General features: G+C 64.2%; 12 protein-coding genes and 6 tRNA genes. 5 read left to right on the forward strand and 13 right to left on the reverse strand.

Features of this window, described 5'->3' with window-relative positions; translation table 11 throughout:
- Nucleotides 1–34 precede the first annotated feature (34 nt).
- The 5 genes from BLR29_RS02320 to gltX form a co-directional block, all read right to left on the reverse strand.
- A tRNA-Ala gene (locus BLR29_RS02320) sits at nucleotides 35–110 on the reverse strand.
- A 161-nt stretch (nucleotides 111–271) separates the two neighbouring features.
- Nucleotides 272–348 (reverse strand) — tRNA-Asp (locus BLR29_RS02325).
- A gap of 67 nt (nucleotides 349–415) precedes the next feature.
- A tRNA-Glu gene (locus BLR29_RS02330) sits at nucleotides 416–491 on the reverse strand.
- Between the two features lie 7 nt (nucleotides 492–498).
- A tRNA-Ala gene (locus BLR29_RS02335) sits at nucleotides 499–574 on the reverse strand.
- Nucleotides 575–797: 223 nt separating this feature from the next.
- Entirely contained in the window at nucleotides 798–2,195 is a 1,398-nt protein-coding gene (gene gltX / locus BLR29_RS02340) for a glutamate--tRNA ligase (RefSeq protein WP_092134319.1), read from the reverse strand.
- A gap of 195 nt (nucleotides 2,196–2,390) precedes the next feature.
- Here gltX and BLR29_RS02345 point away from each other — a divergent pair, with 195 nt between their 5' ends.
- Entirely contained in the window at nucleotides 2,391–3,353 is a 963-nt protein-coding gene (locus BLR29_RS02345; RefSeq protein ID WP_092134321.1) for a patatin-like phospholipase family protein, read from the forward strand.
- A 187-nt stretch (nucleotides 3,354–3,540) separates the two neighbouring features.
- Here the strand turns inward: BLR29_RS02345 and BLR29_RS02350 are convergent, their stop codons facing one another.
- The 5 genes from BLR29_RS02350 to BLR29_RS02370 all read right to left on the reverse strand — a co-directional run bounded on the left by BLR29_RS02350 (nucleotide 3,541) and on the right by BLR29_RS02370 (nucleotide 10,306).
- Nucleotides 3,541–4,227: a C40 family peptidase gene (locus BLR29_RS02350; RefSeq protein WP_092134322.1), complete on the reverse strand. Its 687-nt coding sequence runs from the start codon at nucleotides 4,225–4,227 to the stop codon at nucleotides 3,541–3,543.
- 346 nt (nucleotides 4,228–4,573) lie between these two features.
- A complete protein-coding gene (locus tag BLR29_RS02355) occupies nucleotides 4,574–6,208 on the reverse strand; it encodes an ABC transporter ATP-binding protein (RefSeq protein WP_369804560.1) in 1,635 nt (544 codons plus the stop codon).
- Nucleotides 6,209–6,219: 11 nt separating this feature from the next.
- Nucleotides 6,220–7,350: an ABC transporter permease gene (locus tag BLR29_RS02360; protein WP_092134325.1), complete on the reverse strand. Its 1,131-nt coding sequence runs from the start codon at nucleotides 7,348–7,350 to the stop codon at nucleotides 6,220–6,222.
- Complete coding sequence (locus tag BLR29_RS02365) at nucleotides 7,347–8,396, reverse strand: microcin C ABC transporter permease YejB (protein WP_092134327.1); 1,050 nt, start codon at nucleotides 8,394–8,396, stop codon at nucleotides 7,347–7,349. Before BLR29_RS02365 ends, BLR29_RS02360 begins: the two co-directional genes overlap by 4 nt.
- A 23-nt stretch (nucleotides 8,397–8,419) precedes the next feature.
- Nucleotides 8,420–10,306 (reverse strand): extracellular solute-binding protein, encoded by a 1,887-nt coding sequence (locus BLR29_RS02370; protein ID WP_092134328.1) that lies wholly within the window; start codon nucleotides 10,304–10,306, stop codon nucleotides 8,420–8,422.
- Nucleotides 10,307–10,516: 210 nt separating this feature from the next.
- Here BLR29_RS02370 and fabI point away from each other — a divergent pair, with 210 nt between their 5' ends.
- On the forward strand, nucleotides 10,517–11,302 hold the full coding sequence (fabI, locus tag BLR29_RS02375; protein WP_092134330.1) for an enoyl-ACP reductase FabI: 786 nt from the start codon (nucleotides 10,517–10,519) through the stop codon (nucleotides 11,300–11,302).
- 92 nt (nucleotides 11,303–11,394) lie between these two features.
- Here fabI and BLR29_RS02380 read toward each other — a convergent pair whose 3' ends face one another.
- On the reverse strand, nucleotides 11,395–12,285 hold the full coding sequence (locus BLR29_RS02380) for a LysR family transcriptional regulator (protein WP_092135387.1): 891 nt from the start codon (nucleotides 12,283–12,285) through the stop codon (nucleotides 11,395–11,397).
- Between the two features lie 106 nt (nucleotides 12,286–12,391).
- Between BLR29_RS02380 and BLR29_RS02385 the strand changes: the two genes are divergently transcribed.
- Both BLR29_RS02385 and BLR29_RS02390 read left to right on the forward strand, forming a co-directional pair.
- Nucleotides 12,392–14,380, forward strand: coding sequence for an alkyl/aryl-sulfatase (locus BLR29_RS02385; protein ID WP_092134331.1), 1,989 nt, complete (start codon nucleotides 12,392–12,394; stop codon nucleotides 14,378–14,380).
- Nucleotides 14,377–16,026, forward strand: coding sequence for a GMC family oxidoreductase (locus BLR29_RS02390; protein ID WP_092134333.1), 1,650 nt, complete (start codon nucleotides 14,377–14,379; stop codon nucleotides 16,024–16,026). Before BLR29_RS02385 ends, BLR29_RS02390 begins: the two co-directional genes overlap by 4 nt.
- Before the next feature lie 87 nt (nucleotides 16,027–16,113).
- Here BLR29_RS02390 and BLR29_RS02395 read toward each other — a convergent pair.
- Together BLR29_RS02395 and BLR29_RS02400 are read right to left on the reverse strand one after the other, a co-directional pair.
- Nucleotides 16,114–16,190, reverse strand: a tRNA-Arg gene (locus BLR29_RS02395).
- A gap of 71 nt (nucleotides 16,191–16,261) precedes the next feature.
- Nucleotides 16,262–17,512 (reverse strand): GGDEF domain-containing protein, encoded by a 1,251-nt coding sequence (locus BLR29_RS02400; RefSeq protein ID WP_092134334.1) that lies wholly within the window; start codon nucleotides 17,510–17,512, stop codon nucleotides 16,262–16,264.
- Between the two features lie 437 nt (nucleotides 17,513–17,949).
- Here BLR29_RS02400 and BLR29_RS02405 point away from each other — a divergent pair.
- Nucleotides 17,950–18,026, forward strand: a tRNA-Pro gene (locus tag BLR29_RS02405).
- The last annotated feature ends 145 nt before the right edge of the window (nucleotides 18,027–18,171 follow it).

The following is an 18,171-nucleotide window of genomic DNA, read 5'->3' on the forward strand; positions in this document are numbered from 1 at the left end:
GCACCTTTTTTGCTGGGTCGGTGCCTCGAAATCCTGGTGGAGCTAAGCGGGATCGAACCGCTGACCTCTTGCATGCCATGCAAGCGCTCTCCCAGCTGAGCTATAGCCCCTTGGTACTGCATAATCGCATCTGACGCGAAGCCGCGATTATATCTCGATATTCTTCCGACACGCAACATATTGCCTTGAAGAAAACCGCGAAGTGATTATCAGATAATCACCTCTCACCCAAAGAAAAACCCGCTTGGTATTACCCAAGCGGGTTCAGTTTTGGCGGAGTGGACGGGACTCGAACCCGCGACCCCCGGCGTGACAGGCCGGTATTCTAACCGACTGAACTACCACTCCATAGTCGGTTGCCATCTGGAGCTTCGCTCCGGACGACAAAGCGGACGTTTGATTACGTCCATTTTTCTGGCGTCCCCTAGGGGATTCGAACCCCTGTACTCACCGTGAAAGGGTGATGTCCTAGGCCTCTAGACGAAGGGGACAGAAACTTGGTGGAGCTAAGCGGGATCGAACCGCTGACCTCTTGCATGCCATGCAAGCGCTCTCCCAGCTGAGCTATAGCCCCAATGTTGCTGTCATTTACTGCTACTTGCTAACCACCAGATTTACTGCGTTTCTGGCGAAGCGGCGATTATAAAGCAACCACACCGTTTTGCAAGCCCCCGTTCCGCTAACTTCTCCGGCCTTTCAGCCAGTCCGCTTGGCTTTCACCGTGCAGTGGGGAGAACGAGATTATGCTGAAGTCTCGGTCGGAGCGCAAGCCCCCGCCGAGACTTTTCCGCACTTTTTTACACCGCGGCCAGGCGGCGCAACACAACCTCACGGCCGAACAGCTCCAGCACGGCATCGATGCTCGGCGTCTGCAGCTGCCCTGCCACCAGCAGCCGTACCGGCATCGCCAGCTTTGGCATTTTCAGACCGAACTCGGCCAGCACAGCCTTGAACGTCGCGCTGATGGCCTCACGCTTCCACTCGGGCAGCGCCGCGAGTTGCGTGGCCAGTGCCTGCAGCGCAGGACGAATCTCGCCAGTGAGATGCTCGGCGACCAATGCCGCCTCCGGCTGCGGCTCGCCGCGATAGAACAGGATCGCGGTCTGGGCCACTTCCTTCAGCGTGTTAGCGCGATCCTTGACCAGTGCGATGACGTCCGGCAGGTTTGCGCCTTCCACCTTACCGCCCAGCGCCTCGATGAACGGACGCGTCAGCTCGGCCAGACGCGCGTTGTCGCCCATCTTGATGTAGTGGTTGTTCAGCCAGGCAAGCTTTTCCGGGTTGTACTGCGCCGGCGACTTGCCCAGGTGCTCCAGGTCGAACCACTCGACGAACTGCTCGCGCGAGAAGATTTCCGCGTCGCCATGCGCCCAGCCCAGGCGGGCCAGGTAGTTCAGCACGGCCTCAGGCAGATAGCCTTCGTCGCGATAGCCGGTCACGGGCATGGCGCCGTGCCGCTTGCTCATCTTTTCGCCCTGCTCGTTCAGGACGGTCGGCAGGTGCGCGTAGACCGGCACGTCACCACCCAGCGCGCGGATGATGTTGATCTGGCGCGGCGTGTTGTTGACGTGGTCGTCGCCACGAATCACGTGCGTGATCTTCATGTCGAGGTCATCCACGACCACGCAGAAATTGTACGTAGGCGTGCCATCCGGACGGGCGATCACCAGGTCATCCAGCTCGTCATTGGCAATCTCGATGCGGCCCTTCACGCCGTCTTCCCAGACCACGCTACCGCCGATTGGGTTCTTGAAGCGCACCACGGGCTGTACGCCAGCAGGCGGCTCGGGCAGAACCTTGCCCGGCTCCGGACGCCAGAAGCCGTTATAGCGAGGCTTCTCGCCGGCCGCACGCTGGGCTTCGCGCAGAGCGTCCAGCTCCTCCGTGCTCATGTAGCAGTGGTACGCCAGCCCGGCGTCCATCATCTGCTGCACGACTTCGCGATAGCGGTCCATGCGCTGCATCTGATAGAACGGGCCTTCGTCGATATCGAGGTCGAGCCAGGCCATGCTCTCCAGGATCACGTCGACCGCTTCCTGGGACGAGCGCTCAACGTCGGTGTCCTCGATGCGCAGGATGAAGTCGCCCTTCATGCGGCGGGCAAAGGCCCACGGATAGAGTGCGGAGCGGATATTGCCGAGGTGAATGAAGCCGGTCGGGCTCGGCGCGAAGCGGGTGCGGACGCGTTGTGTCATGTCTGGGAGAAACAAAAAGGCCCGCGCACGGATGCGCGCAGGCCGGATTCGGTTAACGCGGCATTATAGCGCCCCGACTGCCTCCCCTTCGGCCAAGGAATCATTTATGCTGCCACCGGTCTCAGACTCAGCCGCACGCAAGGCGACGGCCCGCAGATGCCAGAGGCATCACTTCCTGACGATTCCCAACCCTCGATGAAACGACGCCACTTCCTGCGCAATGCCCTGGGCGCGTCGGCGGCGATGCTGCTGGCTGCCTGCTCCACCGGCCCGAAACCGACTCCCACGCTCCCGACGACGACCGGCACCGTGCCACCCGTCGCCACCATTCCGCCGCGCCCGATACGCATCGGACTGGCCTTGGGTGGCGGTGCCGCACGCGGCTTCGCCCATATTGGCGTGATCAAGGCGCTGGAGGCGCAAGGCATCCAGCCCGACATTGTCACGGGCACCAGCGCCGGTTCCGTGGTCGCGGCACTCTACGCGTCGGGCATGGACGGCTTCACGCTTAACAAGCTGGCCCTGACCATGGACGAAGCCGCCATCGCCGACTGGGCCCTGCCCTTCGGCACCAAGTTCGGCGGCTGGCTCAAGGGCGAGGCGCTGCAGAACTATGTCAACCGGCTGGTGAAGAATCGCCCGATCGAAGCGATGAAGTTGCCGCTGGGCATCGTGGCTACCGACCTCAAGACCGGCGAGCGCATCCTGTTCCGGCGCGGCAATACGGGCCAGGCCGTGCGCGCATCCAGTAGCGTGCCTGGCGTGTTCCAGCCGGTTTCGATCCAGGGGCACGACTATGTGGATGGCGGACTTGTGGAACCCGTTCCGGTGGATTCGGCACGCGAGATGGGTGCGGACTTCGTGATCGCAGTGAATATCTCCGCCGAGCCCTCAAGCCAGAAGAATGGCGGTCAGAGCGGCGTGCTGCTGCAGACCACGGCCATCATGGGCCAGTCGATCAACAAGATGGCGCTGGCGCGGGCCGACGTCGTGATCCGCCCCGACCTGCCCGATATGGGCGGCAGCGACTTCACGGCGCGCAATCGCGCGATCCTGGCCGGAGAACAGGCAACGGCGGCAGTGCTGGCCACCCTCCGCGAAAAACTCGTCGCGGCGCGCGGCCGTCCAGCCGCCACGGGAACGGTCGCCACCCAATAACGCGAGATGCCAGCCAACAATAGTTGTCACATCATTGCGACAAAGCCTGACAGAACGCGTCACCCTCGATGACAGAGCATGTCACCCTTTAGTGGGGTATATGTCTCAAATGTCACATCGCCACGGCGCGCATGGACGAAAAAAAGGACTGCCGAAGCAGTCCTTTTTCTTTCTGACCCAGCCAGGCTCAGCCGCCATAAAGCGACCGGCCTTGAGCATTCGGATCGAAACGCTTGAGCGTCTCCACCATGCTGCCCATGCCACTGTTGGCCGAGCCGCGCGACGAATCGTCGATACGGCGGGCGCCATTGTAGCGGGTGGTCCAGTAGGCAGCGCGCATGTCGTCCACACGGATCTTGCTGCCGGTGGACGGCGCGTGCACGAACTTGTTGTCGCCAATATAAATGCCGACGTGCGAGAACGTATGGCGCATGGTGTTAAAGAACACCAGGTCGCCCGGACGCAGGTCGTTGGCGGCCACGGTGGTACCCACCTGGCTCATTTCTACGGATCGGCGCGGCAGCATGAAGCCGAAGGTGTCATTGAACACGTAGCGGACAAAGCCGCTGCAGTCCAGGCCGGATTCGGGGCTGTTACCGCCAAAGCGGTAACGCACGCCAATCAGACCCAGAGCGTTCATGACCAGGTCGCCAGCCTTGCTGGCAACGTTGCTGGTGGAATTCATGACCGACGACAGCAAGCCACGCTTGCCTTCCGGATGGGCATCCGCGCTCGGTTCCGCGCGGGCATCGATCCGGGCGTCGGGGTCCTTGAAGACCGTATCCGCCAGCACACCATTCGACACAGTCGCACCGCAGGCAATGGCAATTCCAATGGCTGCGTTCGCCAGGGAATGAAGTACCGTTCGCTGCATTGGTTCTCCTGATGATCGGACTATTCTGACCGGCATGTCAGACATTGCCGGACAGTCGAAAGACATCAGGGCGGATCGTACGCAAAAAGTACGCCAGCACAGTTGCACCAGCCGCGAGCACAGGTGGCCTTCCCAAAGGCCTGCAAGCGGCGGACGAACCACCCCCAAAAATAGCTATCGCGGGATGGTAAAGGACTACCCTTGACATGTCAAAGATGGTTACAAATTCCCGTGAAAGCGCCATCAAATCAATGAAGTAGCGCAAAAAACGTATCTCTTTTCTCGCATTCCGCATAAACGGAATGTGCTAACTAGAATGCCGTGTGCGTGTTGCGACGCACATCATTCAACCCGCCCCCAACCGGGCAGCCGCCATCAGCTTGCGCGTATACGCATGCTGCGGTGCGCCGAGCACGGTTTCCGTTTCGCCCGACTCCACGACTTCCCCGTTCTTCATCACGATGACCCGATGTGCCATGGCCCGGATGACGGCCAGATCATGGCTGATAAAGAGATAGCTGAGGTTGTACTTGTGCTGGAGTTGCGATAACAGCGCCAGCACCTGCTGCTGGATGGAGACATCAAGTGCCGAAGTCGGCTCATCCAGGACGAGCACCTGCGGCTTCAGGATCAGCACGCGGGCGATGGCGATCCGCTGCCGCTGGCCGCCCGAGAACTCGTGCGGGTAGCGGCCAAGCGCCGTCCGGTCCATCCCCACCTCGCGCAGCACCTCGATGACACGCTCGCGCATGGCTTCGGGCGACAGCCCCGGCTGATGCAGCGCCAGGCCCTCGCCCACGATCTGCTCGATCGTCATCCGCGGCGACAGCGAGCCGAACGGATCCTGGAACACCACCTGCATCCGGGACCGTAGTGAACTGCGCTCCTTGTGCGTGCAGGCATCGAAACTCTTGCCGAGAAACTGGATCGAGCCGCCGCTCTTGCGCTGCAGGGCCAGCACCGCATGCGCCAGCGTGGTCTTGCCGGAGCCCGATTCGCCGACGATGCCGACGGTCTCGCCTTCGCGCAATTGCAGATCGACGTCCTTGACCGCCACGAACTGCTCTTTCATGAACCAGCCGGCAAGCCCGGGGCGCTTCTTCGCGTAGTTGACGCATAGCCCGTCGGTTTCCAGCAGCACCGGCGCCAGCGGCACCAGCGGCAGCACTTCGCGCTTAGGCCGGCTGTCGATCAGCTTGCGGGTATAGGGATGCTTGGGGCTGGCAAAGACCTCGGACGTGACACCGGTCTCCACCAGCACGCCTTTTTCCATCACGCCCACGCGCTGGGCAAAGGCGCGCACCAGATTCAGGTCGTGCGTGATCAGCATCACGGCCATGCCGAACTCCGCCTGGAGATCGCGCAGCAAGTCCAGGATCTGGGCGCGGATGGTCACGTCCAGTGCCGTGGTAGGTTCGTCCGCCAGCAGCAGCTTGGGCCGGCAGGCCAGCGCCATGGCGATCATCGCGCGCTGTCGCTGCCCACCCGATAGCTGGTGCGGAAAACTGTTGAAGCGGTTGGCGGCATCACTGATGCCGGTGCGCTCCAGCAGCGCGATCGCCCGGTCACGCGCCGCGCGGCGATCCAGCCCTTCGTGCAGCGCCAGCGTTTCCACGATCTGGTTGCCGACGGTGTAGAGCGGGTTCAGGGCCGTCATCGGCTCCTGGAAGATCATGGCGATCTCTGATCCACGGATGCCGCGCATTTCGCGATCGGACACCTGCATCAGATCCTTGCCTTCGAAACGAACGGCACCCTGATAGCGCGCGTCCTCCACCAGCCGCAGCATGGCGAGCGCGGTGACAGTCTTGCCGGACCCCGACTCGCCCACCAGCGCGTAGCGCTCGCCAGCGCGCAGGTCGAAGCTGATGTCACGCACCGCGCGCGTGGCGTGCTCGCCCTCCCCGAACGTCACGGACAGCCGCTCGACACACATTAGTTGCGTGCCCGGCGCCGGTGCGGCCACCGGGTCTGGAAACATCGCGGCAAGGCTCATTGCACGGCCTCCGCAGGCGTTGCGGCAGGCACCTTGGGTTCCACACGGCCGCGTAACTGGGCCAGGCCCAGGCGCGTGTCAAAGGCATCCCGCAAGGCATCGCCCATGAAGGTCAGCAGCAGCAGCGTGATGACGAGCACCGCGAACGTGGACAGCGAGATCCACCAAGCGTCGAGGTTGCCCTTGCCCTGCGCCAGCAGCTCGCCGAGGCTCGGCGTGGTCGGCGGCACGCCCAGGCCCAGGAAATCAAGGCTGGTCAGCGCCAGGATGGCCGCGCTCATGCGGAACGGCAGGAACGTGATGACCGGGGTCAGGCTGTTTGGCAAGATGTGGCGCCACATGATCTGGACATTGGACAGCCCGAGCGCGCGCGCCGCCTTGACGTAGTCCAGCGACCGGTTGCGGTAGAACTCCGCCCGTACGTAGTCGGACAAACCCATCCAGCCGAACAGCGACAGCAGGATGATCAGCAGCGCCAGGCTCGGCTCGAAAATGGAAGCGAAGATGATCAGCAGGTAGAGCTCCGGCATGGAACTCCAGATCTCGATGGCTCGCTGGGAGAACAAGTCGAAGCGCCCGCCGAAGAAGCCCATCAGCGCGCCAGTCAGCGTGCCGATCAGCACGCCAATAATCGTCAAGGCCAGCCCGAACAACACCGACACGCGGAAACCGTAGATCAGCCGCGCCAGCACGTCGCGTCCGCGGTCATCCGTGCCAAGCCAGTTTTCCGCCGACGGCGCCGCCGGGTTGGGCTCCTTGGCGAAGTAGTTCAGGGAATCGTATGAGTAACGGTTGATCGGGAACACGGCAAAGTTGCCATGCGTCGTGATCCGCTCGCGGATAAACGGGTCCAGGTAGTCGGTCCGGGTCGGGAAATCGCCGTCGAACGTGGTCTCCGGATAGACCTTGACGATCGGGAAGTAGTACTCCCCCTTGTAGCGCACCACGAGCGGGCGATCGCTGGACAACACCTCCGCACACAGGCTCAGCACGAAGATCACCACGAACAGGATCAGGCTCCAGTAGCCCAGCCGGTTGCGGCGGAAGCGTTGCCAGGCACGCTGGCGCGGCGAAAGCGAATGCGGCAGGCCGTTGCCGGCGACCGGAGCGCGGGAGAAGACTTTCATCGATGCATCCCTTCGAAGTGGATGCGGGGGTCGACCATCACATAGCAGACATCGGAAATCAGGCGCGTCACCAGCCCGATCAGCGTAAACAGGTACAGCGTGCCCAGCACCACCGGATAGTCGCGACGCAATACGGCTTCATAGGACAGCAGGCCCAGACCATCGAGCGAGAACAGCGTCTCGATCAGCAGGGACCCGGTAAAGAATGCGCCGATGAAAGCCGCCGGGAAGCCCGTCACCAGCGGAATCAGCGCATTGCGAAACACGTGCTTCCAGAGCACCCGACGTTCGGCCAGGCCCTTGGCGCGCGCGGTCAGCACATACTGCTTGCGGATTTCCTCGAGGAAAGCGTTCTTGGTCAGCATGGTGATCACGGCGAAGCTGCCGACCACCGATGCCGTAATCGGCAGCACCAGGTGCCACAGATAGTCCATCACCTTGCCCATCATGGACATCTGCTCCCAGTCGTCGGAAGTCAGCCCGCGCAGCGGGAACCACTGGACAAACGTGCCCCCCCCGAACAACACCAGCAACAGCACGCCCAGCACGAAGCCAGGAATCGCGTAGCCGACCAGTACCACCATGCTGCTGATCACGTCGAACCGGCTGCCCGCGCGGATCGCCTTGGAAATGCCCAGCGGCACCGATATCAGATAAGTCAGAAAGAACGTCCAGAGCCCCAGGCTAATCGATACCGGCAGCTTGGACTTGACCAGCTCCCACACGCTGCGGTGCTGGAAGTAGCTCTGCCCCAGGTCAAACCGCGCAAAGCGCTTGAGCATCAGGAAATAGCGTTCGAGCGGCGGCTTGTCGAAACCGTAGAGCGCCTGGATCTCCTTGATTTTTTCAGGATCGACGCCACGCCGGCCGCGGTATTCGGCACCTCCGCCGCTGGCTTCGCCGGCACCGCCCCGCCCTTTCATTTCGAGCATCATCTGCTCGACCGGGCCACCGGGCACAAACTGGATCACGACAAAGGTGAGCGTGATGACGCCGATCAGCGTCGGGATCATCAGCAAGATACGTTTGAGGAGGTAGGCAATCATGGCCGTCCAGTCCCTGTGGTGGCTTATTGGGTCTTCGGCGTCAGATCTTTACGCCACCAACTGGAGAGAATCCAGCCCTCCGCCGTGTAGTAGTACGGCAGCCGCGTCGGATACGACATGACCTTGCGGTACGCCACGCGATGCGATGCACTGTACCAGTTCGGCACGATGTAGTACCCATGCATCAGCACGCGGTCCAGCGCGCGGCCAGCGGTGATCAGCTCCTCGCGGGTGTGGGCATGCAGCACGGCATCGACCAGCTTGTCCACGGCCGGCGATTTCAGCCCGAACAGATTGTCGGACCCGGGCATGGCGGCGGCCTCCGCCGAAAAGCGGTCGCGCAGCTCGTTGCCGGGGCTCTGGCTGTCCGGAAAACGGATCGACACCATGTCGAAGTCGAAATCCTCCAGCCGCTTCTGGTAGAGCGCAAAGTCCGTGGTGCGCTGGTGCACCTCGATGCCCAACCGCTCCAGGTTGCGCACATAGGTGGTGATCACCCGACTCATGGCGCCGCCGTCGTCGAGGAACTCGAACACCAGCGGCTCGCCCTTGGCATTGCGCAGCGCGCCGTCCTCGTACGTCCAGCCAGCCTGAGCCAGAAGGCGACGGGCCTCGCGCAGGTTGTCACGCAGCGAGCGCGGCGGATTGGTCGTCGGCTGAATCACATCGGGGCCGAAGACCTCGGCAGGCAATTCGGCGCGCAAGGGCTCCAGCAGCTTCATCTCGCCGGGGCCCGGCCTGCCATCAAACGTCGTGCTGGCCGCCAGTTCGCTATTGGAGAACCAGCTGTCCAGACGCTTGTAGGCCCCGTAGAACAACTGTCGGTTCAGCCATTCGAAATCCAGCGCCAGAATCAGCGCCTGCCGTACGCGCACGTCCTGGAAAATCGGTTTGCGCATATTCATGACGAAGCCCTGCATGCCGGCGCCGTTGCGGTGCGGGAAATCGGTCTTGATCAGTTCGCCATCGCGGAAATGCGGGCCGACGTAGCTTTTCGCCCAGTTCTTGGAGCGATACTCGACGATCGCGTCGAACTCGCCGGCCTTGAAGGCTTCCAGCTTGGCGGTCTCGTCCTTGTAGAGCCGGTAGACCACCCGCGCGAAGTTGAACGTGCCGCGCCGCACGGCCAGGTCCCGGCCCCAGTAGTTCGGGTTGCGCTTGAAGGTGATGCCGCGGCCGGCGTCATAACGTTCGATGATGTACGGCCCGCTGGTGATCGGCTCCTCGAAGGTCAGCTTGTCGAACGGCACCTTCGCCGTCCACTTCTTCGAGAACACCGGCAGCGACCCCACGATCAGCGGCAGCTCGGTATTCCGTTGCTTGAATTCAAACCGTACCGTGCGCTCCCCGAGCACCGTCACGGCCTTCACGTCCATGCACATGCTGCGATAGCCCGGGCTGGCGGCCTTGCTCATCAGCATGTCATACGAATGTTTGACGTCCGACGCCAGAACCGGATCGCCATTGACGAAACGGGCTTCCGGGCGGATGCGGAAGGTGACGGACAGCTCGTCGGGTGCCACGGACACGTCCTCCGCCAGCAGGCCATAGGCGCTGGCGGTTTCGTCGGCGCTGCTGATCAGCAGCGACTCGAACATGAGCGCGGTCAGCCCCGGCGCCGAGGTGCCCTTGAGCGTGAACGGGTTGAACTTGTCAAAGCTGGTACGCCGGTCCGGATTGGCCAGCGTCAGCGTGCCGCCCTGCGGCGCTTGTGGATTGACGTACTCGAACTGCTTGAAGTCAGCCGGATACTTGAGATCGCCGTGCAGCGCAAAGCCGTGGGCGGCCAGCACCGATACGGGAAAACCCGAAGCCAGCACGATCAACAGCGCCAGCCCCCATTGCACTACCGCGCTACGACGGAAGCACTGCCCTGCCGCCTGAAGCGGCCAACGTGCGCGAATAAGCATCCCGTTGCAGACCTCCACCATGACCAGGACAGCCCGACGTCTTGTGGCCGGGCGAAGTTGTGCGACAATTTTACATGCGTTCGGGTGGCCCCCAGCCATCCGGACATTCCCTCTACGCGGCGCAACAAACAGCGGGGAACTTTACCCGCCATGCACCGGCCCCGGGCCTGTGCACGAAGCATGCCCGCCCCACAATATCTTGGAGAACCTATGGGATTTCTGGCAGGTAAGCGGATCCTGATCACCGGCTTGCTGTCGAACCGCTCGATCGCCTATGGCATCGCATCGGCGTGCAAGCGAGAAGGCGCGGAGCTGGCCTTCACCTATGTCGGCGAGCGATTCAAGGACCGCATCAGCGACTTCGCCAAGGAATTCGGCTCCGACATGATCTACGAATGCGATGTCGGCAGCGACGAGCAAATCGCCGCCACGTTCGCCGCATTGGGGCAACGCTGGGAAAAATTCGACGGCCTGGTGCATTCGATCGGTTTTGCACCGCGCGAAGCCATCGCCGGCGATTTCCTGGAAGGCTTCACGCGTGAAGGCTTCCGCATCGCGCACGACATTTCGGCCTACAGCTTCCCGGCGCTCGCCAAGGCAGCCCTGCCGCTGCTGTCGGACAAGGCATCGCTGCTGACGCTGTCGTACCTGGGCGCCGAGCGCGTGGTGCCCAACTACAATACGATGGGCCTGGCCAAGGCCTCGCTGGAAGCCAGCGTGCGCTACCTGGCGTCGTCGCTGGGTCCGCGCGGCATGCGCGCCAACGGCATTTCGGCCGGTCCGATCAAGACGCTGGCCGCCGCGGGCATCAAGGACTTCGGCAAGCTGCTCAACCACTTCGAGGAAGTGGCCCCGATGCGCCGTAACGTGACCATCGACGAAGTTGGCAACGTGGCCGCATTCCTGCTCTCCGACCTGGCCAGCGGCGTGACCGGCGAGATCACGTATGTCGACGGTGGCTACAACATCGTCGGCGCCGGCGTGACGAGCGAATAAGCGCTCGCGCCTTTCGCCTGCCGTACAGAGCGCCCCCTTCCGGGGCGCTTTTTTTATCGCCGATGCATCGTTGCCCGATGCGCGAGGCGCATTCACGCCACGGCGTCGATGGCCGCCACCGCACGCTCCGCAGCCGGCGACAGCGTGCGCTGGGCCAGCCGGACGATCGCAAACTGCATCGTCACATCGGGCAGCTCCGGCACTGACAGCGGCACCAGCGCGCCGGCCTCCAGCTCGGCATGCACGGCGCGCGCGGGAGCCAGCAGGACGACATCGGCATGACGCACCAAATAGGTCAGCGCGCGGAAGTCGTTGCTTTCGACCTGGAACGGCAGGTCTTCACCAGGCTTGCAGCGCAGCAGTTTGCGCAAGCGTTCGTGCGTCTCGGGCGGGAACACCACCGAGACCAGCGCCGCCGCGCGCAACGCTGCCAGGCTCACCGGTCCGTCCGCCAGCGGATGACCGGCCCGCACGAACAAGCCCGCGGATTCCGGCGGCAGGCGCCGGCTCTCCAGTTCGGCGGACATCGGCACCGTCCTGTGCTCGACCACGACGAAGTCCAGCCGCTCCGCGTGCAGCGCCGCCAGCAGCGCGGCGGGATTGCTGACTTCCGTGGCGATTCGGAGCTTCGGCCAGTCCCGATGGATCGCGCACAGCATCTCCGGCAGCAGGATCGCCGCCGGAAACGCCCCCAGCCCGATTTGAACGCTGCCAATCTCGTGCTGCCGAATCAGCGTCAGATCGCGCGCCAGGCAACTGGATTCAAACAGAATGCGACGGGCACGCTCGGTCACCATCTGGCCCACCGACGTCAGCGTCACCCCGCGGGCGCCACGATCGAACAGCATGACGCCGGCCTCTTCTTCCAGCGCCTGGATGCTGCGCGTCAAGGCTGGCTGACTCAGGTGAACGCGGCGCGCGGCACTGGCCAGCGATCCCTCCTCCGCCACGGCGATCAGATGTTCCAGTCGTTTCAGGTTCATGGTATGCGCCGATTGCATGCTTGCAATACAAAATTTGCAATTGAATTATAGGTGCGGGACGTCTCAAATAGGCGGCTAGCCCACTCGCCATGTCTACGATCCCACCATGCGCCTTGCCCGTCCCGCCACGTTCGCCATGGCCGCGCTTGCGGTCCTCGCCGCCGCCAACGCATCTGGCGCCGCCGCTTCCCCCAACGCGGCCACGCCGCTGACGGCCCGGTCCAACGCCGACTGGCTACGATCGTTGCCCTTCGCGGACCGCGCCGACTATGAAGATGCCCGACGCGGCCTGGTGGCGCGCTTCCCCGAGCGCACCATCGGCACCGCCGACGGCAAGGTGGCGTGGGACTTCGATGCCTACGCGTTCGAGGCCGCGCAGGACGCGCCCGCCACGGTCAACCCCAGCCTGTGGCGGCTGGCGCAACTGAACAACGAAGCCGGCCTGTTCAAGGTGACGGACCGCGTCTACCAGGTGCGTGGCGCCGACCTGGCCAACATGAACATCATCGAGGGCGACACGGGACTGATCCTTATCGACACCCTGCTCACGGCGGAGACCGCCCGCGCCGCGCTCGACCTCTACTATGCCCATCGCCCGCGCAAACCCGTGGTGGCGATCCTCTACACGCACAGCCACGCCGATCATTTTGGCGGCGTGCGCGGCATCGTCAGTGAAGACGATGTCAAGCGCGGCAAGGTCGCCATCCTCGCACCCCACGGCTTCATGGAAGAAGCCGTCAGCGAGAACGTGCTGGCCGGCAGCGCCATGGGCCGCCGCGCCCAGTACATGTATGGCACGTTGTTGCCAAAGAGCGCCACCGGCCAGGTCGATACCGGGCTGGGCAAGGCCACCGCGCGCGGCACGATCACGCTGATCGCGCCGACCGAACTCATCACCCAACCGATCGACACGCGCCGCATCGACGGCGTGGATATCGAATTCGAACTCACGCCGGGCACGGAGGCGCCAGCGGAGATGAACGTCTACCTGCCCCAGTTCCGCACGCTGTGCATCGCCGAGAACGCCGTGCGCACGCAGCACAACCTGCTGACGCTGCGCGGCGCCCAGGTGCGCGACGCCAAGGCATGGTCCTATTTCCTGGGCCAGGCGCTGGTGCGCTATGGCGACCGCACGGACGTGCTGATCGGCCAGCATCACTGGCCGACCTGGGGACGCGCGCGCATTGTGGAAATGCTGTCGGACCAGCGCGACATGTACGCCTATCTGAACGACCAGACGCTGCGCCTGATGAATCAGGGCATGACGCCGCTCGATATCGCCGACACCCTGAAGACGCTGCCCGAGCCGCTGGCCAGCAAGTGGTACGCCCGCGACTACTACGGGTCGGTCAGCCATAACGTGCGGGCCGTCTACCAGCGCTACCTGGGCTTCTACGATGGCAACCCGGCGCACCTCAACCCGCTGCCGCCGGTGCAGACCGCCAGGAAAACGATCGAATGGATGGGCGGCGCCGACGCGGTCCTGGCACGGGCCCGCGAGGCCTACGCACGCGGCGAATATCGCTGGGTGGCGCAGATCGGCAACGAACTGGTCTTTGCCGATCCGGCCAACGCGGCAGCGCGCGCCTTGCAGGCCGATGCCCTGGAGCAGCTCGGCTACCAGAGCGAAAATGCGACCTGGCGGAACATTTACCTGACGGGCGCGCAGGAGCTGCGCAACGGTGTCAACAAGGCGACCGGCAGCGCGCTGGGCTCCTCGGACCTGGTCCGCGCGCTGACGGTCACCAACTTCTTCGACTATCTGGCCGTGCGCCTGAACGCCGACAAGGCTGCCGGCAAGACGATGACGCTGAACTGGAACTTCAGCGACCTGCAGCAACGCTACGCCATGACGCTGCGCAATAGCGCCCTGACGTATGTGGCTGGCGCGCAGGCTGCCCAGCCCACCGCCGCGGTCACGCTGACCAAAGCCACGCTGGACCAGATCAGCCTGAAACAGCTGACGCTGCCCGATGCCATGAAGTCCGGTGCAATCCGGATCGACGGCGACCCCCGCGCCGTGGCAGCCTTGTTCGCCATGATGGATACCTTCGACCCCGCGTTCAACCTCGTCACGCCACAGGAGCGGCCATGAGCCAGGCAGAGTTCGACTACATCGTCGTTGGAGCGGGTTCGGCAGGTTGCGCCGTCGCCAGCCGGCTGGCGGACATTCCGGGCGTCACGGTGGCGTTGCTCGAAACCGGCCCGAACGATCACCACTTCAGCGTCTGGACGCCACTGGCCATCGCCAAGACCGTGCGGCAGCCCGGGCCGCACAACTACGGCTACCGCACCGTGCCGCAGGCCGGACTCAACGGCCGGCCGTCCTACCAGCCGCGCGGGCGCGGATTGGGCGGCAGCTCGTCGATCAACGCGATGCTTTATATCCGCGGCCATCGCAGCGACTATGACAAATGGGCCAGCCTGGGCTGCACGGGTTGGGGGTTCGACGACGTCCTGCCCTATTTCCGCCGCAGCGAGTGCAACCAGCGCAATGCGGGCCATGACGACGCCTGGCACGGTGGCCTGGGACCGCTCCATGTGAGCGACCAGCGAACGCCCAACCCGTTCTCGCGGCGCTTTGTCGCGGCCGCCGCGCAGGCCGGCCTGCCGCTGAATCCCGATTTCAATGGCGCGGAGCAGGAAGGGGTGGGGTTGTTCCAGGCCACGCAATACAACGGCGAACGCTGGAACGCGGCGCGCGCCTACCTGCATCGCGGCAACAAGGCCGATGCCGGGCACAACGGTGGTCGCAAGAGCCTGACGGTGCTGGTCGAGACCCAGGCCATGCGGATCCTGTTCGACAACAAGCGAGCGGTGGGTGTCAGCGTGATGCGTGACGGGCAGGCACAGACGCTGCGCGCGCGGCGCGAGGTGATCGTCAGCGGCGGCGCCTTCAATTCGCCACAGTTGCTGATGGCCTCGGGCATTGGTCCCGCGAACCATCTGCGTAGCCTGGGCATCCCGATCGTGCACGATTTGCCCGGCGTCGGCGAGAACCTGCAGGATCACCTCGACGTCATCGTCGGCAAGCCGCTGAAGTCCTACCACCTATATGGCTACTCGCTGGTCGGCGCGGCCCGCATGGCCGGCGAGGTCCTGCGCTATCGCCTGCGCCGTAGCGGCATGCTCAGCTCGCCCGTGGCCGAGGCCGGCGCCTTCGTCAGGACACGGCCGGACCTGGCCGCGCCCGATCTGCAACTGCACTTTGCGCCGGCGTTGCTCGGCAATTCGAACGTGGCCCGGGCCGGCAAGCCGGATCATGGCTACTCGTGCCATGCCTGCGTGCTTCGGCCGGAAAGCCGTGGCAACGTGCGACTGCAATCGGCCGACATGCGCGACATCCCACTGATCGATCCGCGCTTCCTGTCGGCGGCGTCCGACCTGGATGGCATGGTGGCCGGCGTCAGGCTGATGCGCCGGATCTTTGCGCAGCCCGCGCTCACCGAAGCAGGTGGCGAGGATACGCTGACGCCGCTGTTCGGCCCCGGCGACGGCGATGAGGCCGCGATCCGCGACTTCGTCCGCAATCACGCCGACACCATCTATCACCCGGTGGGCACCTGCAAGATGGGGAGCGACGCCATGGCCGTGGTCGACGCCAGCCTGCGGGTGCATGGCGTGGCGGGGCTGCGCGTGGTGGATGCATCCGTGATGCCGACGCTGGTGGGCGGCAATACCAATGCGCCGACGATCATGATCGCGGAGAAGGCGGCGGACATGATCCGCGCTGGCGACTAAGGGGTCGGGGCGCAGGGATTTCAGGTGCGGGGAAGGTGGCCGGAGGAGTGACCGAGGGAGTGGCCGGAGGGAAGGTGGCCGAGGGAGTGGCCCGCCCTAGAGGATTCGAACCTCTGACCGCTCGCTTAGAAGGCGAGTGCTCTATCCAACTGAGCTAAGGGCGGCCGGCCTGCCGTTGCTGGCAAGGCGAGCATTCTACCGCAGCGCCATGCCTTGCAGCACGCGCCGCGCCAGATTATGAGGGTTCGCGCTCGCGCACCCGGGGGCGACGCGGCATGCCGACGCCCTCCGCCGTATCGTGCGCCGACACGCAATCGCGGCCCATCTGCTTGGCATCGTAGAGCGCGCGATCCGCGCGGCGCATCACCGCATCGGCGTTCTCGCCGGCCTGACGCTCCGCCATGCCAATGCTGACCGTGTAGGCAATCGCATCGGGCTCGGACGGACACGGCGTCGAACGCACCAGCGCGCTCAGCCGCAGGCCGACGGCACGACCGGCTTCCATCGTCGAGTCTGGCATGACGATGGCGAATTCCTCCCCGCCCAGCCTGCCGAGGATGGCGCCCGACGGCGCCGACTTGCGCAGCAGGCCGGCAAAGTGGCGTAGCACGCTGTCGCCGGCCAGGTGACCGTAAAGGTCATTGATGGCCTTGAAGTGATCCAGGTCGATGAACGCCACCGAAAACGGCTGACGCTGGCGCTCGGCCTGCTTGCAGGCGGCCTCCAGTTCCTCCCAGAACGCGCCGCGCGACAGCACGTCGGTCAGGTCGTCATGGCGTGCACGGCGCTCCAGCTTGCGGCGCAGGCGATCGTGCGCCATCAGCGCGAAGCTGACAGACAGGCCAACCACGCCGAAGACAAACCACACGGTGATACTGCCACGCACATCGGACGCCGGCATTGGCAAGCCGTCCACCAGCGCCCGCAACGGCGGCCACGCCTGCACGCCTGACAGGACCGCGCACGCCACGGCCACCAGCACCAGTGAAAACACGGCCAGACGGCCCATGCCGCGCTTGGCCGGCAAGCGCGAAGCAGTCACGCGGATCATTTCGAGCAGCAGCAGAATCTGGATAAGGGACGACGCCAGCGTCAGCCATGCGACGACGGTGTCAGACGTCAACCTGCCGCTTGCGGACGCAAGCGCGCTGCCGGCATGTACCGCCAGCGCTGCCAGGCCCGGCAGGTTCAGCGCCGCAAGCACGACACCGCGCCCCGGCTTGCCGGTGAAATGCCGGGTGCCATAGACCATCATCGACAGCCCGGCGGTGAGCGCAAGCTCCGGCAACGCTTCGATCGGCCATTCGGGCCGGTAGGCGTGCGTCGCCAGCAGCACCACGGCCAGCGTGACAATCAGGTCGCCGATTGCCCATGACGTCAGCCCGCTGCGCTCCATGCCGGAGGATCGCCGCAACACGGCACAGACGACCGCCATCTGCAGCGCGAACAAGCCTGCAATCAGCACTACCACCTGCGACTGAAACATCTTCTTTCCCGTTCACAAAGTCATCGCCGGTGCTCCGCATGGCACCCTCGTGTCTTTTGATTGCGGCCTGCGAAAAGCCGTCGTGTTTTGTTGCCGCGGGTTCCGGGTGCCCGGACAACCGGTAGCGCGTCAGGCACCGGGCGGGCATGGCTCAGGCACGGCCGGGCCGATCGCATCGCTCGCGGCGGCTGGCGCACCATTGTTGTGATATTCGGGACCGGGTCCGGATGGGAACAGCGTTTCCAGGGCGCGAGGCGCCGGCGGACCTTTGCGGTGTGCGGATTATGTCAGCGCCCCGGATCAAGTCAAGCCAAAACCCATCCCGCCTGAAGCGGGGTGCGAGCGCAGCGACTGCCGCGACACTTTTTCGGGCCCCGCGCGGCCCCTGCGCATCGTGATTGACCTCGACCCCGCGTCCGGGATAGAATCGCCGGCTTCGGAGCGTAGCGCAGCCTGGTAGCGCATCTGATTTGGGATCAGAGGGTCGTAGGTTCGAATCCTATCGCTCCGACCAGTATTTGCAGTGGTAAAGGCAGTGGAATGAAGGGCTTACGCTTTGCGGCGTAAGCCCTTTTTCTTTGCACTCCTCGCAATTACATGCCGCCAGGTACCTGCCTCGCCGCAAAATACATTCAAGACAATCACCTCGTACCAGGTTG

Source organism: Cupriavidus sp. YR651 (assembly GCF_900101625.1).
In the GTDB taxonomy this organism is placed as follows: Bacteria; Pseudomonadota; Gammaproteobacteria; order Burkholderiales; family Burkholderiaceae; genus Cupriavidus.

What these genes read in the sequence shown, in the direction of transcription:
- gltX (WP_092134319.1), bottom strand. Translation starts at nt 2,195, where the DNA reads ATGACACAACGCGTCCGCACCCGCTTCGCGCCGAGCCCGACCGGCTTC.
- BLR29_RS02390 (WP_092134333.1), top strand. Translation starts at nt 14,377, where the DNA reads ATGAGCCAGGCAGAGTTCGACTACATCGTCGTTGGAGCGGGTTCGGCA.
- BLR29_RS02360 (WP_092134325.1), bottom strand. Translation starts at nt 7,350, where the DNA reads ATGAAAGTCTTCTCCCGCGCTCCGGTCGCCGGCAACGGCCTGCCGCAT.
- BLR29_RS02380 (WP_092135387.1), bottom strand. Translation starts at nt 12,285, where the DNA reads ATGAACCTGAAACGACTGGAACATCTGATCGCCGTGGCGGAGGAGGGA.
- BLR29_RS02385 (WP_092134331.1), top strand. Translation starts at nt 12,392, where the DNA reads ATGCGCCTTGCCCGTCCCGCCACGTTCGCCATGGCCGCGCTTGCGGTC.
- BLR29_RS02355 (WP_369804560.1), bottom strand. Translation starts at nt 6,208, where the DNA reads ATGTTTCCAGACCCGGTGGCCGCACCGGCGCCGGGCACGCAACTAATG.
- BLR29_RS02370 (WP_092134328.1), bottom strand. Translation starts at nt 10,306, where the DNA reads ATGCTTATTCGCGCACGTTGGCCGCTTCAGGCGGCAGGGCAGTGCTTC.
- BLR29_RS02345 (WP_092134321.1), top strand. Translation starts at nt 2,391, where the DNA reads ATGAAACGACGCCACTTCCTGCGCAATGCCCTGGGCGCGTCGGCGGCG.
- BLR29_RS02400 (WP_092134334.1), bottom strand. Translation starts at nt 17,512, where the DNA reads ATGTTTCAGTCGCAGGTGGTAGTGCTGATTGCAGGCTTGTTCGCGCTG.
- BLR29_RS02365 (WP_092134327.1), bottom strand. Translation starts at nt 8,396, where the DNA reads ATGATTGCCTACCTCCTCAAACGTATCTTGCTGATGATCCCGACGCTG.
- BLR29_RS02350 (WP_092134322.1), bottom strand. Translation starts at nt 4,227, where the DNA reads ATGCAGCGAACGGTACTTCATTCCCTGGCGAACGCAGCCATTGGAATT.
- fabI (WP_092134330.1), top strand. Translation starts at nt 10,517, where the DNA reads ATGGGATTTCTGGCAGGTAAGCGGATCCTGATCACCGGCTTGCTGTCG.